Raw genomic sequence first — 15,166 nt, forward strand, 5'->3', positions numbered from 1 at the left:
TTTCATAGCAATCATTACAAGTTTGAGTGAAATCGTCTTTCATTCAATTAAAAGGAAAATGGGTGAAATCCCCATGCTGTCCCGCAGCTGTAAATGAGTAGTTTTGTTTCAAATACCACTGAGTGAGTACTTGGGAAGGTGAAGCAAAATGATGATTCATGAGCCAGAATGCCTGCTTGTAAGAAGATTCATTGATGATCTACGAAAGATAGGGAGATGGATGGAGACTTGTTCATCGTGGGTTTTTCTGTCCTTATTCTTTTTTAGAATAAGGTTTTTTTATGCCTTCTCTTCTTCAACAAGTAGATTTATTTGTACTACGAATAGAGATAGGAGACAGAAAATGAGATTGACAAAGTATTTACTTCCTTTCCTGCTTGTCCTGACGTTCAGTTTACTTGCTGGCTGTACAGGCATGGATGAAGAAAAGGAAAAGACCTCAGCAAACCAAACAGATGAAAAAATGATAACGATTGGCTGGCCATTAGATGTAGGTCCATTGAATCCTCATACATATTTACCGAATCAAATGACTGCCCAAGCAATGGTTTATGAATCCTTGGTGGAATACAACGATGATGGTACTGTTACGCCTAAGCTCGCCGAAAGCTGGGACATCTCAGAGGATAAAACTTCGTATACTTTCCATCTAAGAAAAGATGTGAAATATTCAGACGGCACCACATTTAATGCAGATAATGTCATTCGTAACTTTGACGCCGTATTAGCGAATCGAGATATGCATTCTTGGATGGGGATGGTTAACCACATGAAAGAGGTTGTAAAAGTGGATGATTTTACAATTCGTCTGCAATTGGATGAGCCATATTATCCTGTCTTAAACGAACTTGCCTTTGTCAGACCTTTCCGTTTTTTAGGGGATGACGGATTCCCAGATGGTGATATGACGCAAGATTCTATCAAAGCACCGATTGGAACAGGCCCTTGGGTATTAACTGAATACAAAAAGGATGAATATGCATTATTTAGTCGCAATGAAAACTATTGGGGAGAACAACCATTAGTAGAACAAATAAAAGTAAAAATTATCCCAGACTCAGAATCTATTTCATTAGCATTTGAAAACGAAGAATTAGATTTAATTTATGGCCGTGGCATTATTAGTTTAGATAACTATACGTATTTAAAAGACAGTGGCAAATACAAAACTGCTACCTCTGAGCCTTTATCTACGAAAGCACTGCTATTCAATACACAATCTGGTCCATTATCTGAGTTAAAGGTACGTCAAGCCATTCAGTATGCTATTAATAAGGAACAAATGGTCGACAGTATTACACATGGTACGGAAAAAGTAGCGAACACATTGTTCTGGGATGCAATTCCTTATGCCAATATAGATTTAGCACCTATTGTATACAATCCAGAAAAAGCCCAACAATTGCTAGATGAGGCAGGGTGGACATTACCGAAGGGTGAAAAAATTCGTTCAAAAAACGGACAGCCGTTGACTTTAGATTTGATTTACATTGCATCCGATGCGATTCAAAAACCAATGGCAGAATTAATGCAAGGTGAACTCGCAAAAATTGGCGTTCAGTTGAATTTAGAAGGGGCAGATGTAATGGTCGGTCTTCAAAAATTGATGGATGACCAGGTAGATATTAATTTCTGGCGGACCAATGGACCACCTACAGATCCACATAGCTTTGCAAATGAATCAGCTACACCAAATGCTAGTGGTGTGTATGAGGCGAAATTAGGCTTAGCAAACGCCAAAGAAATCGATACGAAAATTCACCAATTATTAGTAGGGACAGATGAAGAGGAACGCGTGCAGCTTTACACAAATATTTTAACGATGTTTCATGACCAGGCACTCTTTTACCCTATTTCTTACGAAACAAATAATGTGATTTATCAACCATCTCTAAAGGATTTTGCCCCACGTGCATCTGAATATGATATACCTTATGCACAAATGGCTAAAGAAAAATAAAAGTGGAGGAGAGAGTGTGTCTAGCAGAGACAGCTCTCTCTTTATCATAGGATTGAGTAGGAAGTGACAGCATGTACGAATCGACATGGATGTTTTGTTTAAAAAGAATTTTAACATTGCCCTTTGTCTTATTAGGCGTTTCCATCCTAACCTTTGTATTTATTCGTTTTGTTCCAGTAGAGCCTGCTGAAGTCATACTACGTTTGGCAAGGGTTGCGCCAACAGAGGAAGCCATTCAGGCATTGCGTGAGGAACTAGGGACAGACAAGTCGTTTCTTCTTCAATATTTGCTATGGGGAAAGGGCGTATTACAGCTAGATTTTGGAACATCTTTTGTTAGTAAATTACCCGTGGCACATGAGCTATTCACGAAATTACCCGCAACCATTGAATTAGCTATTGCTGCGTTTATCCTCATTTTAGGGCTAAGTATTCCATTCGGGGTAATAAGCGCATTGTATAAGCACACCATCATCGATAAAATCATACAATTCTTTTCCATCTTGAGTGTGTCGATTCCAACCTTTTGGTTAGGTTTCCTATTACTCTATTTATTTAGCTTAAAATTAGGACTCTTTCCGACAAACGGGAAGGGCACACCTGCTCATTTAGTTTTACCCGCCTTCGCACTGGCGTTACCAACAATTGGATTATTCGTTCAGTTTATCCGTTCAACCATCCTAGAAGAATTACAACAGCAATATGTTCAATATGCACGGCTAAGAGGATTAAAAAGCTCTGTGATTCTTATCCGTCATGTGTTGCGAAATGCTGCTATTCCCTTGACTCCCTTGCTAGGCATGACCCTTGGCAATCTATTAGGTGGAGCCGTGATTGTGGAGCAGGTTTTTAGCTGGCCAGGACTCGGCAGGTACTTAATAGAATCCATTATGAACAGGGATTATCCAGTTGTACAATGCTATGTATTAATTATTGCGGTTATCTATGTGCTTGCCAATTTATGTACAGATATATTGCATCGTTTATTGGACCCTCATCTAATGATGAAGGGCAGGAGAGATTGATATGAATTTCTTACGAAGAAAAAGTAGCAAGCTAACAGGATTAATCAGTCTATCCCTCCTTGTTATCATTGGCTTGTTAGGGCTATTTGCGCCAATTTTAATGCCACACGATCCTTTAGCTGTCGATATAGCTAAGAAATTTTCAGTTCCGTCTTGGGACTATCCATTAGGTACAGATCATTTAGGACGGTGTATCTTGTCACGCCTCCTTTTAGGTATTCGATATTCATTAGGATCAGCGCTCGTCATTCAGCTAATTGCCATTGTTTTAGCTATCCTACTAGGTGCCTTTGTAGCGTTGAAAAGGGGCTTAATCGATTTCCTTTTTATTCGACTATGTGATAGTTTATTAGCCTTTCCGACACTCGTACTTGCATTTGGGCTGTTAGGTATATTAGGTCCTAGCCTAAAAAACGTTTTAATAGCGCTCATTTTTACACAGCTCATTTATTATGCAAGAATGGTCCGAAGTTTGTTTATTGGCATGAATGAGAAAGACTTTGTTCAAGCTGCAAGGATTACTGGCACTACAGGTATCCAATTAATTAGACGTCATTATATACCCAATATATTGCCAACTATTGTCACGATAGTTACATTTGACATAGGAAAGGTAATTTTAGAAATTGCGAGTTTTTCCTTTATCGGGCTTGGTGTACAGGCGCCGATTCCAGAATGGGGCATGATGATCAATGAAGGGAAGCAATACATGCGGCAGCATCCTGAATTAATGCTTTATCCTGGGCTTGCCATTATCCTTGTTGTGTTATTGTTTAATCAATTAGCAAATCGTTTAAAAAAGTTTGACTAGGAAAGGGGAAGTTATGGAGAAAGTTTTAGAAGTGAAAGACCTAACAGTCAAAATCGGACAGAAAAATATATTAACCTCTATCAATCTGACAGCTTATAAAGGGAGAGTCCTAGGAATTATTGGGGAAAGTGGCAGTGGAAAATCTATGCTTTGCCATGCCATCATGCAAACATTGCCATCCGTAGCGCATGTCAGCCAGGGTGAAGTACTCTATCTGCAAGAAAATTTATTAAATGTTTCAGCTGCTAAATGGAGAGCTTATCGTGGCCGGCATCTTTCGATGATTTTGCAAAACCCATCCGCTGCATTCGATCGTATTCAAACGATTGAAGGTCATTTTCGAGAAACCTTAAAAGCGCACTTTAAGCTTACAAAAAAAGAAATGAGACAGATCGCCCTTGACGCTTTGAAAAAAGTTCATTTACCTTATCCAGAGCAGCTTTTATCCTACTATCCTTTTCAGTTAAGTGGAGGTATGCTGCAGCGAGTAATGATTGCCCTGTCATTGGCGATACAGGCCTCTCTCTACATTGCAGACGAGCCTACGACTGCTCTTGATACCATCAATCAAAAACAAGTATTAACATTATTTAATCAAATTCGCTCAGAAACAGATGCTACCATACTCCTTGTCACCCATGATTTAGGTGTAATTGCTGAACTTGCTGACGATGTGGCTGTGATGTATCAAGGAGAAATCATTGAGCAAGCAAATGTTTTTGATTTTTTTGATGTGCCTCAGCATCCTTATACAAAGAAACTTTTACAAGCAAGAATGCTATGATAGAGGTGATAAAATGACGCTGCTAGACGTAAAAAATATTGATATGCATTATGCGCAACGAACAGCCCTATTTCAACGAGGAGCAAAAATTCCTATATTACAGAAGGTAACATTCTCACTTCAGGAGGGCGAATGTCTTGGCATCGTCGGTCAAAGTGGTTCAGGAAAGAGTACATTAGGACGCATTATTTTAGGAATTGAACGACCAACAAATGGGGAGATATTTTTTCAAGGAATCAACTTATACGAATCTACCAGCAAGCATATAAAAATAATTCGGAGAGATTTACAAGCTGTTTTTCAAAATAGCTATCATTCATTTAATCCAAAGCAGACGATTTTTGAAATACTAGAAGAACCGTTTTTGAATTTCGAGCATTTCAGTAAATTAGAGCGACGACAGAAAGTAAGGGAATTACTAGACTGCGTGGAGTTAGAGTGGGCAATGGCTCAAAACTATCCCTCTCAGCTCAGTGGGGGACAACAGCAACGAGTCAACATAGCTAGAGCTCTTGCATTAAAGCCGAAACTGATTGTTTTAGATGAAGCCATTAGTAGTCTTGATATGATTTTGCAAAAGACGATTATAGAGTTACTACAATCACTGCAAAAAGAGCTACAGCTATCCTATATATTTATTTCGCATGATTTACAGGCCACACGTTTTATGTCAGATCGCATCCTTGTGATGCAGCATGGTCAGCTAGTGGAGGAGATAGGCAAGGATGGGACATATCAGCACCCCGCTTCACAAGAATTACACAATGCTATTTTACCATCACACCCACGAGAAAGAAAAAAGAAGGATAGACCAAATTAAGCAGAAACTCCATTTTGATTTTTTAAAAATGGGGTTTTCTTAATTATTAAAGTAATGCAGAAAAATAATTAATAATATCAATCACAAGATTAACTTTATTTATATTTTAATTTAAAAAGTTAATTTTTATTATTTACTTCTTTAAATTCTTTGTTATATAATCAATTTAACTTAAAGGAAGGAGTTCACTATGGCTTATCAAGTAATCACAAATTGCCCTGTTTGCAGTAAAACATTGAAAATTACCAAGTTACAGTGTTCTCATTGTCACACGACCATTGAAAATGAGTTTGAATTGTCTAAGCTAGCATCCTTATCAAAGGATCAGCTTCATTTTGTGGAAGTATTTTTAACCTGTCGAGGGAATATTAAAGAGGTTGAAAAGGAACTGGGAGTTTCATATCCAACAGTTCGAGGCAAGCTAAACGATATTATTTCATCCCTTGGCTATGCTGAAAAGAAGAAAAATGCAGTAGACGAGAAAAAAATTGTAAGTATGCTAGAAAATGGCGAAATCACAACAGATGAAGCCATCAAGCTTTTAAAAGACGAATAGGGAGGAACGAACCATGAAAGAGGAAATTACAAAAGTATTAACCATGATTCAAGAGGGAAAAATTGATGCGGATAAAGGATCAGAACTGATTCAAGTGCTACAACAGAAAGAAGAATCAGAGAATAAATTTGTGGAAAAAACAAAGTATTTAGATAAAACGTTAAAGGTCCGTGTAGTATCCACCGAAAATGATAATGTCACGGTAAATTTGCCGATTAAACTTGTCAAAGCCGTACTGATGGCAGGACACAGCATCGCTGCGAGTATTCCACAATCAGAAAAATACGTGAAAGATATCGATATCAATCTTCTTCTTGAAGCGATTGAAAATGAATTAGATGGACAAATTGTAGATATAAAATCAGCAAACGGGGATACCGTTGCAGTCTTCATTGAGTAGAGGCGACGAATGATGCATGTAAAAGTGAAAGCAAAAGACGTTCGCTTTACCGTCCCAGTTCCCTATACTGTGGTAACCATTGTCCTCTCCATTTTAACTTCTAAATGGATTCAGCAACAAGCCAATAAGTGGACAAAGGCATACTTCGAACGAAAGAAAATAGACTTTACCTTTCCGCTCATCGACAAAGAAATGCTCAAGCCGATTATCAAGGAACTAAAAAATTATAAAGGACTCGTGCTAGTCGATGTCAAAGCTCAGGACGGGACTGAGGTTAAGGTTAGACTATAATATCCAAAAAAGAATGATTAGAGCATGTTCTATTAAAAAGCATGCTCTTTATTATTTTAAAGAGCGTAATTTGCAAATGAACTACCTAAATCCCACAATTTATCTTCTAAATTGCTTAATAGCAGTTTCGTTCTCTTCTCAAGGTGGTCTGGTAGCTCATTTTTACTGAAATATGTAAGTTTTAAGCTCTCATCATCCTTCATCTCCAAAGTACCCCTTACATTTTTTGCAACATAAAGATGAATAACTGTATAGACTTCATCCCCATTTGGATATTGAAAATAATAATCTGGCCCTGAAAAAACACCAATCAAGTCAAATTCATTAGCCACAAGTCCTGTTTCTTCATGAAGCTCACGAGAGCAGCAGCCTCTTCTAACGTTTCGTTTAGCTCCAATGCACCGCCAGGTAATCCCCAATCCAACGTATCTGATCGATGTTGAAAGAGAATTTTCATGTCATCGTTAATCACAAGAATGGTCGCCCCAACACTAATAATAGGTCTACCACCGATGTGTTTCCTTAATTCTGAAATATACCCCATATTGGCCTCTCCTATCCATCCATCATAAAAAACTATTCGCCTTTCTTCTTGTAAAAACCTCTTTTTTCTTTGTAATGCTTGAAAATGGATAGATTGTGATAAATGTATAATCTTTTTTGTGCGAAATATTGCTAAAAAACGTAGAATAGTTCATTAAAGATGAAAAATAGCTTTTTATAATCAGTCTTTTCTGAATTTTACCTATATTGATTGTTTTGAAAACTCTATGTTAAGGTAAAAAGACAAATTGAATATGCTAAATTTTGGTGGTTCAAATAGGAGTGGATTCTATTTGATTAAAAGGGAAGTTGGTGAGAGTCCAACACTGTCCCGCAACTGTATTTAGGAGCTCGATAACAAAGCCACTGTTTTGTTTATCAAAATGGGAAGGTGTTATGGGAGCGTTGATCATAAGTCAGGAGACCTGCCACGAAAGAAGCATCAATTAACCTACGAGGATAGGGAGGTGTTAGCTACTGCATGATTGTGAATTCATGTTAAATTCACTGTTTTTTTGGTCTGTCATGCTTTTGTAGATTAACAACTTCTAAAAAGGGATAGAAGTTGTTTTTTTGTTGTTCTGTCGTGTTTGAATGGTAACGCTTACAAGAATAATTAAACAAAGGGGCTGTCATTAAATGGAGTTAAATTATTCACCAGGTCTTGATGGGATCATTGCTGCTGAAACAAAGCTATCTTTTTTAGACACTGTAGGAAGTCAAATAGTTATTCGAGGCTATGACTTGATTGAATTATCACAGCGATATTCGTATTTAGATATTGTTTACTTATTGCTGCATGGAGAAATACCAACTACCGAGCAACAGGCTGACTTACAGGATAAATTGAAAGCTCATTATCAGGTACCACAAGAGATATTTCAAATTTTCAAGCTATTACCTAATGAAACACACGCGATGGATGGGCTGAGAACAGGAATTTCTGTTTTAGCAGGCTTTGATCAGCACATCAATGATCGTTCGACTGAAAGGAATTTATCGCGAGCATATAGACTTTTAGGTGGTATGCCCAACATCGTAGCAAATAGCTATCGTGTATTAAATGGACAAGATGTTGTCGAGCCGGATAGTCAACTTTCCTATAGTGCCAATTTTTATTACATGATTACGGGTAGAAAGCCAACTGCGTTAGAAGAAGAAATTTTTGATCAGTCACTCGTTTTATATAGTGAGCATGAGATGCCAAATTCGACGTTTGCGGCTCGTGTCATTGCTTCTACACAATCTGATTTGTATGGCGCTTTAACGGGAGCTGTCGCATCATTGAAAGGGAATTTACATGGAGGGGCTAACGAGGCAGTCATGTACATGCTTCTTGAAGCAAAAACAGTAGAAGGCTTTGAAGCATTGTTGAAAAACAAGCTACAAAATAAAGAAAAGATTATGGGCTTTGGCCACCGTGTCTATATGAAAAAGATGGACCCAAGAGCACAAATTATGAAAGAAGCCTTGCATAAATTATGTTTGGAGCAAGGGGATGATCGCTTATATCACATGTGTGAAGCTGGTGAAAAAGTGATGGCACAGGAGAAAGGGTTGTATCCAAATTTAGATTATTATGCAGCACCCGTGTACTACATGCTTGGTTTACCAATTGAAATCTATACGCCAATCTTCTTTGGCTCACGAACAACTGGCTTATGTGCCCATGTGATTGAGCAGCATGACAATAATCGATTATTTAGACCTCGTGTCAATTATATTGGCGAGCGTCATAACCTTGAAGAATTGTCGGTATAATCAAGTTTTAACAACTCGCCATAAAGCTGATGGGCATTCTGACCAATGCCTATCAGCATACTAGTATATCAAACTCAAGCCTTGAAAGGAAGATATAGATGATTAAAACAAATGACATAACGAAGACAGATCAATTACTTACAGATATTGCGGATTATGTACTAAATACAAAGATTACAAGTGAAGAGGCATACGAAACGGCACGCTATGTTCTATTGGATACTTTAGGCTGTGGCATTTTGGCCTTACAATATCCTGAATGCACGAAGCTTCTTGGCCCAGTAGTACCAGGCACAGTCGTTCCTAATGGTACACGTGTTCCAGGAACATCTTATGTTCTTGATCCAGTTAAAGGCGCGTTTAATATCGGTTGTATGATTCGTTGGTTAGATTACAACGATACTTGGCTCGCAGCTGAATGGGGGCATCCTTCTGATAATTTAGGTGGCATATTAGCTGTGGCAGATTATTTAAGTCGCGTGCGTGTGGCAGAGGGTAAGGAGCCTCTTAAAGTGAAAGATGTTTTAGAAATGATGATTCAAGCCCATGAAATACAAGGTATTTTAGCACTAGAAAATAGCTTAAATCGTGTTGGGCTAGATCACGTTTTGTTTGTCAAAATTGCAACAACAGCTGTTGTGACAAAGGCATTAGGAGGCACGCATCAGGAAATTGTCAATGCATTGTCCAATGCCTGGATTGATAATTCAAGTCTGCGAACATATCGTCATGCACCGAATACAGGTTCTAGAAAATCATGGGCTGCTGGGGATGCAACAAGTCGAGCAGTGCAATTAGCGATGATGGCTGTGAAAGGCGAAATGGGCTACGCAACGGCCTTATCTGCACCAGGCTGGGGATTCCAAGACGTTCTCTTTAATAAACAAGAATTAAAGCTTGCTAGACCACTTACATCTTATGTGATGGAAAATGTACTATTCAAGGTTTCTTATCCAGCTGAATTCCATGCACAAACAGCTGCAGAATGTGCCGTTCATTTACACCATGAAGTGAAAAATCGTTTACAGGACATTGACCGCATTCAAATTACGACACATGAATCAGCAATACGAATTATCGATAAAGAAGGGCCTCTTCTTAATCCAGCTGATCGCGATCACTGTCTTCAATATATTACAGCTATTGGTCTAATCTTTGGTGATATTATTGCAGATCACTATGAAGATGATGTGGCAGCAGATCCACGCATCGATGATTTAAGAAATAAAATGGTGGTTGTGGAAAACGCTCAATATACAATCGATTACCTAGATCCTGAAAAACGTTCGATTGCCAATGCTGTTCAAATTTATTACAACGATGGTACATCGTCTGAGCTTATTGAGTGTGAATATCCATTAGGACACCGTTTCCGTCGTGAGGAAGCATACCCTCAAATCATTAATAAATTCCAGCAAAACATAGGTACTCATTATTCACAAAAACAATTACGTAAAATTAATGAGGTTTGTGTTGATCAAGAGCTACTTGAGAATCATGCCGTCCATGAATTTGTTAATTTATTTGTTTAACTATCTAGACGATTTTGGACGTACTTATGGTGAGACATCATTGATTATTAGGGGGTTTTTATAGATGGCGTGGATTGTAAACGAAGCGATAACACAAAAACAACTGGCGGAGCAATTTCGAGCACTCATTAAACGTTCAACGATTTTGCAAATACCAGGCGCTCATGATGCAATGGCAGGTTTAATGGCTAAAAAAGTTGGCTTTGAGGCACTGTATCTATCTGGCGCTGCCTACACAGCCAGTAGAGGGTTACCTGATTTAGGAATGATTTATTCCAATGAAGTGGCGGAGCGAGCAAACGATGTTATTCGTGCTACGAATTTACCAATGCTCGTAGATATCGATACTGGCTTCGGTGGTGTACTAAACGTTGCCCGTACAGCGTGCGAAATGGTAGAGGCAGGGGTTGCTGCTGTACAGCTAGAAGATCAAAATCTTCCAAAAAAATGTGGTCACTTGAATGGAAAAACGCTTGTTTCCCAAGAGGAAATGATACAAAAAATAAAGATGATTAAGCAAACAGCCCCTACCTTAGTGATTGTTGCCCGCACGGATGCGAGGTCTGTAGAAGGCTTAGAACAGGCTATCTTAAGATCTAAAGCCTATGTAGCAGCTGGCGCAGATGCTATTTTTCCAGAGGCTTTACAAACAGAAAAAGAGTTTAAACAATTCGCCAGTGAGCTGGATGCTCCCTTATTAGCTAATATGACTGAGTTTGGACGAACGCCTTATTATACCGCAAAGGAGTTTGAAAAAATGGGCTATTCGATGGTGATTTATCCCGTTACCTCCATGAGAGTTGCAGCCAAAGCCTATGAGCAAGTGTTTGCCTTAATAAAAAACACAGGAACGCAGAAAGATGCTATTGAGGATATGCAAACCAGAAGTGAATTATATGAAACCATTTCCTATTACAAATTTGAAGATCTAGATAGTGAGTTGTCGAAAACCATCTTACCAAAAGAGGAAGTAAAGTAGGAGAAAAGTTGTTTTTCTCCTATTCTTTCAAGGAGGGCTAGCATGGATAAACTAGAGGACAAAATGAACATCTTTACACCAGAGGACTTTCAAGATGAGGAAGAGCTTATCGCAAAAACGGCAGAGCTCTTCATTAAACAGGATGTCTCACCTAAAATTACAGCTATTGAAAAGCATCAATATGAAGTTACTCGTCATTTATTTCAAAAAGCAGGTGACCTTGGTTTACTAGCCATTGAGATACCTGAAGACTATGGTGGGCTGGCACTCAATAAAAAAATTTCAGGGCTCGTTGCAGAAAAAATGGGCTATGGCGGCTCATTTAGTGTCTCTTACAATATTCATGCTGGAGTCGGGACATTGCCCTATGTCTATTTTGGAGACGCGTCACAAAAGCACAGATACTTACCAAAATTGGCCTCAGGGGAATGGATTGGAGCCTACGCACTGACAGAGCCGGACGCAGGTTCAGATGCATTACATCCCCAAACAAATGCGATTTTAAATGGAGATGGCTCAGCATGGATCTTAAACGGTGAAAAGCAATGGATTACCAATGCGCAACTAGCAAATATCTTTGTTGTTTTTGCAAAAACAAGTGAAGGCATGACTGCTTTCATTGTCGAACGTACCTTTACAGGGGTATCTGTGGGACAGGAAGAAGAGAAGATGGGCATTAAGGGATCTTCGACGGCTACCCTTATATTAGAGGATGTTAGCGTACCGAGGGATAATGTACTTGGCGAGGTTGGAAAAGGCCATAAAGTGGCGATGAATATATTGAATATGGCACGTCTAAAGCTAGCTTTCTCCAACATTGGCACTGCCAAGCAGGCTCTACAATTAGCTGTGGGTTACGGGAAGGAACGGAAGCAATTTCACAAGCCAATTGTTGATTTTACTATGATACAGGAAAAGCTAGCGGACATGGCCATTTCAATATATGGGGCAGAAAGTGCTGCCTATCGGACAGCTGGAGAAATAGATGATGCGATTAAGTTAGCTAGTAAAGAGTCGATGGTTCATAAAATAGCTGATTTCGCTTTGGAATGCGCCCTTAATAAAGTCAATTGCTCAGAAGCCCTTGGCAAAATTGTAGATGAAGCTGTACAAATCCATGGTGGCTATGGCTATATGCAAGATTATGAGGTAGAACGATTGTATCGTGATGCGAGGATTAGCCGTATTTTTGAAGGGACAAACGAAATCAATCGTTTAACCATTGCGAAAATGTTATATAAAAAATATACGCTCGCACCTTCTACGTATAATGCACCAGCAGCCGAGCAGCCAGCTGAAATAAATCAGCAATACATCCAACTTTCCAATTACTTAATGCAAGTAGCTCTTGCTGTCATTACAGACGCACAGATCCATTTGGAACAAGAGCAGGAATACATGCGTCTGTTGGCTGATATGGCAAAGGATCTTTATGTTATGGAAGCTTCTTTACTGAGAACAGTAAAAAATGCAAATGAAAAAACAAAGTACTTGATGACTGATATCATTTGTCAGGAAGGCTACCGTAAAATAGAAAAAAGTACAATTGATATTATTTGTGCTGCTGAAACAAACGAACAAAAGCGAAAAATATGGCTAGATGCAATTCAACAGCTAAACATCCCGCTACATCAAAATCTCTTTATGAAAAAGCGAGAGATTGCAAGAAATATTATTAACAATCCAAAATCGATAAGTTAATTGTTATTAAATAGGAGGGAAACGATAATGGTCGATACTTTTGCCAATGTAAGCAAGGAAGGTGCCATCACGATCATTCATTTAAATCATCCACCAGCAAATACTTTATCATCTACATCGATTGAAAATCTTCGACTCATTCTCAAAGAGTTAGCTGTGGACGAACAAACGAATGCTATCATTATTACAGGCTCCGGACGATTTTTTGCCGCTGGTGCAGATATTAAGGAATTTGTTTCTGCCTTTGGGCAACAGGAAAAAGCATTGAAGATGGCTGAGTCAGGTCAAGCACTATGTGATGAGATTGAAGCCATGAAAAAGCCTGTTATTGCTGCTATTAATGGTCCCGCTCTTGGAGGAGGATTAGAGTTAGCATTAGGCTGTCATTTCAGAATTGCATCAAGTAATGCCATTCTTGGTTTACCAGAATTAAAGCTGGGCTTATTACCGACATTCGGAGGGACTCAACGATTGAGCAGAATAACGGGACAAGCAAAGGCACTCCAATTAATTTTAACAAGTCAACAATTAAGTGCTGACGAAGCACTCCAATTAGGTATTATTCAACTGAGGACGGAGCCAGAGGAGCTTCTACCAATTGCAAAAGCTATTGCGAATTCCTTCGTTGAGGGTAAAAGTATGACAAGTGTGTCCCGTACAATTGAATGTGTTATACAGGGTGGCAAAGATCATCTCCATAATGGGCTGGAACTTGAACGAAGACGTTTTGCCGAGTTGTTTTTAACAGAGGATGCTAAGGAAGGAGTTCAGGCATTTATTGAAAAAAGACAGCCAGATTTTAAACATTCTTAAAGGAGGGAATCGATATGACGAACGAAGTACTATTTTCTGTCAGTAACGGTGGTGCAGCAAGCATTACACTAAATCGTCCTAAAGCCTTAAATTCACTTTCTACTGAAATGCTAAAGCCCATTCGAGAAAAGTTGAAGGAATGGCAAGCAAATGATGAGATTAAGTTAATCATCCTAAAAGGAGCTGGCGAGAAGGGATTTTGCGCAGGGGGTGACATTAAAACACTTTATAAAGCTCGCTCCAGTCAGGAAGCTTTCAAAAATGCTGAAATCTTTTTTGAAGAAGAATATCAAGTAGATATGGCTGTCTACCACTACCCTAAACCAATTATCGCTTGCCTAGATGGCATTGTCATGGGTGGTGGGGTCGGTTTAGCCAATGGGGCCAGTCATCGAATCGTTACTGAACGGACAAAATGGGCTATGCCAGAAATGAATATTGGTTTCTTTCCGGATGTTGGCGCTGCCTATTTCTTAAATCAAGCACCAGGCTATGTAGGATACTATTTAGCCTTAACAGCATCGATTATCCAAGCTGCAGATATTCTCTTTGCTAAGGGCGCAGATTGCTACATGATGAGCGATCAGTTAAACACTTTCCTAGCACATATTGAACAATTAGACTGGCATACATTGGAGACCAGTACAACGCTACGCCAACTAATGGAGGCCTATTCAAGTACATCTTTAACAAACAGTGATCTTGCCAACCTCCAACATAAGATCGATCAGCATTTTTCAAAAAATACAGTGGAAGAGATCGTTGAATCCTTAGACAATGACGCAAGTAAATTTGCACAAGAAACAAAGCAGTTACTTCTATCTAAATCTCCATCATCGTTAAAGATTACGTTAAAGCAACTAATAGATGCGCGCGATAAATCACTAGAAGAATGCTTTGCAACAGATTTAATCTTGGCTAAAAACTTTTTAACACATGAGGATTTCTTTGAAGGTGTACGCTCTGTCGTCATTGATAAGGACCGAAATCCACAGTATATCTATCAAACACTCAATGAATTTACAGATAAAGACCTCGAAAAGTTTTTTCAAGATCATCATGTGACAGTAAAAGAGTAAGACCAAGTGGATTTTCTATTCATAAACGTGGAAACCATTTACTATTTAAAAGGTAGATGGTTTTCTGTTTGTAGTAAGATGCAAAGTAAGTTAGCAAAGAGATTGGTATGT

Annotated in this window: 14 protein-coding genes, 1 pseudogene and 2 riboswitches; of the genes and pseudogenes, 14 read left to right on the forward strand and 1 reads right to left on the reverse strand. The window is 38.8% G+C overall.

Annotation, left to right across the window (positions count from 1 at the left end; all coding sequences use genetic code 11):
• Position 1 precedes the first annotated feature (1 nt).
• Positions 2 to 195, forward strand: a riboswitch (cobalamin riboswitch).
• 148 nt (positions 196 to 343) lie between these two features.
• From nikA to MKZ14_RS11230, 8 genes are all read left to right on the forward strand, one after another.
• Positions 344 to 1,960: a nickel ABC transporter substrate-binding protein gene (gene nikA / locus MKZ14_RS11195; protein WP_339280974.1), complete on the forward strand. Its 1,617-nt coding sequence runs from the start codon at positions 344 to 346 to the stop codon at positions 1,958 to 1,960.
• 71 nt (positions 1,961 to 2,031) lie between these two features.
• Positions 2,032 to 2,985 (forward strand): nickel ABC transporter permease, encoded by a 954-nt coding sequence (nikB, locus tag MKZ14_RS11200; protein ID WP_339280975.1) that lies wholly within the window; start codon positions 2,032 to 2,034, stop codon positions 2,983 to 2,985.
• A gap of 1 nt (position 2,986) precedes the next feature.
• Positions 2,987 to 3,796 carry an ABC transporter permease subunit gene (locus tag MKZ14_RS11205; RefSeq protein WP_339280976.1) on the forward strand — a complete coding sequence of 270 codons (810 nt, stop codon included), beginning with the start codon at positions 2,987 to 2,989 and terminating at the stop codon, positions 3,794 to 3,796.
• Between the two features lie 13 nt (positions 3,797 to 3,809).
• Complete coding sequence (locus MKZ14_RS11210) at positions 3,810 to 4,580, forward strand: ABC transporter ATP-binding protein (protein ID WP_339280977.1); 771 nt, start codon at positions 3,810 to 3,812, stop codon at positions 4,578 to 4,580.
• A 13-nt stretch (positions 4,581 to 4,593) separates the two neighbouring features.
• Positions 4,594 to 5,400 (forward strand): ATP-binding cassette domain-containing protein, encoded by an 807-nt coding sequence (locus MKZ14_RS11215; protein ID WP_339280978.1) that lies wholly within the window; start codon positions 4,594 to 4,596, stop codon positions 5,398 to 5,400.
• 190 nt (positions 5,401 to 5,590) lie between these two features.
• Positions 5,591 to 5,956 carry a DUF2089 domain-containing protein gene (locus MKZ14_RS11220; RefSeq protein ID WP_339280979.1) on the forward strand — a complete coding sequence of 122 codons (366 nt, stop codon included), beginning with the start codon at positions 5,591 to 5,593 and terminating at the stop codon, positions 5,954 to 5,956.
• A gap of 13 nt (positions 5,957 to 5,969) precedes the next feature.
• Entirely contained in the window at positions 5,970 to 6,356 is a 387-nt protein-coding gene (locus MKZ14_RS11225; RefSeq protein WP_313150193.1) for a hypothetical protein, read from the forward strand.
• Positions 6,357 to 6,365: 9 nt separating this feature from the next.
• Positions 6,366 to 6,647, forward strand: a complete 282-nt coding sequence (locus MKZ14_RS11230; protein ID WP_339280980.1) for a hypothetical protein — start codon at positions 6,366 to 6,368, stop codon at positions 6,645 to 6,647.
• 56 nt (positions 6,648 to 6,703) lie between these two features.
• On the opposite strand, the pseudogene MKZ14_RS11235 reads toward MKZ14_RS11230, so the two are convergent.
• Positions 6,704 to 7,191 (reverse strand): annotated as a pseudogene (locus MKZ14_RS11235) (NUDIX hydrolase).
• Between the two features lie 250 nt (positions 7,192 to 7,441).
• Positions 7,442 to 7,638, forward strand: a riboswitch (cobalamin riboswitch).
• Positions 7,639 to 7,829: 191 nt separating this feature from the next.
• On the opposite strand from MKZ14_RS11235, the gene mmgD reads away from it, so the two are divergent.
• From mmgD to MKZ14_RS11265, 6 genes are all read left to right on the forward strand, one after another.
• Positions 7,830 to 8,951 (forward strand): citrate synthase, encoded by a 1,122-nt coding sequence (gene mmgD, locus MKZ14_RS11240; RefSeq protein ID WP_339280981.1) that lies wholly within the window; start codon positions 7,830 to 7,832, stop codon positions 8,949 to 8,951.
• 98 nt (positions 8,952 to 9,049) lie between these two features.
• Positions 9,050 to 10,483: a 2-methylcitrate dehydratase gene (gene prpD / locus MKZ14_RS11245; protein ID WP_339280982.1), complete on the forward strand. Its 1,434-nt coding sequence runs from the start codon at positions 9,050 to 9,052 to the stop codon at positions 10,481 to 10,483.
• 64 nt (positions 10,484 to 10,547) lie between these two features.
• Positions 10,548 to 11,462, forward strand: a complete 915-nt coding sequence (prpB, locus tag MKZ14_RS11250) for a methylisocitrate lyase (protein WP_339280983.1) — start codon at positions 10,548 to 10,550, stop codon at positions 11,460 to 11,462.
• Between the two features lie 42 nt (positions 11,463 to 11,504).
• Complete coding sequence (locus MKZ14_RS11255) at positions 11,505 to 13,163, forward strand: acyl-CoA dehydrogenase family protein (protein WP_339280984.1); 1,659 nt, start codon at positions 11,505 to 11,507, stop codon at positions 13,161 to 13,163.
• A 27-nt stretch (positions 13,164 to 13,190) separates the two neighbouring features.
• Positions 13,191 to 13,976 carry an enoyl-CoA hydratase-related protein gene (locus tag MKZ14_RS11260; protein WP_339280985.1) on the forward strand — a complete coding sequence of 262 codons (786 nt, stop codon included), beginning with the start codon at positions 13,191 to 13,193 and terminating at the stop codon, positions 13,974 to 13,976.
• A gap of 14 nt (positions 13,977 to 13,990) precedes the next feature.
• Positions 13,991 to 15,055 (forward strand): enoyl-CoA hydratase/isomerase family protein, encoded by a 1,065-nt coding sequence (locus tag MKZ14_RS11265; protein WP_339280986.1) that lies wholly within the window; start codon positions 13,991 to 13,993, stop codon positions 15,053 to 15,055.
• Positions 15,056 to 15,166: the final 111 nt, after the last annotated feature.

The sequence above is a fragment of the Lysinibacillus sp. FSL P2-0066 genome, from assembly GCF_037969495.1.
GTDB classification, from domain to species: domain Bacteria; phylum Bacillota; class Bacilli; order Bacillales_A; family Planococcaceae; genus Lysinibacillus; species Lysinibacillus boronitolerans.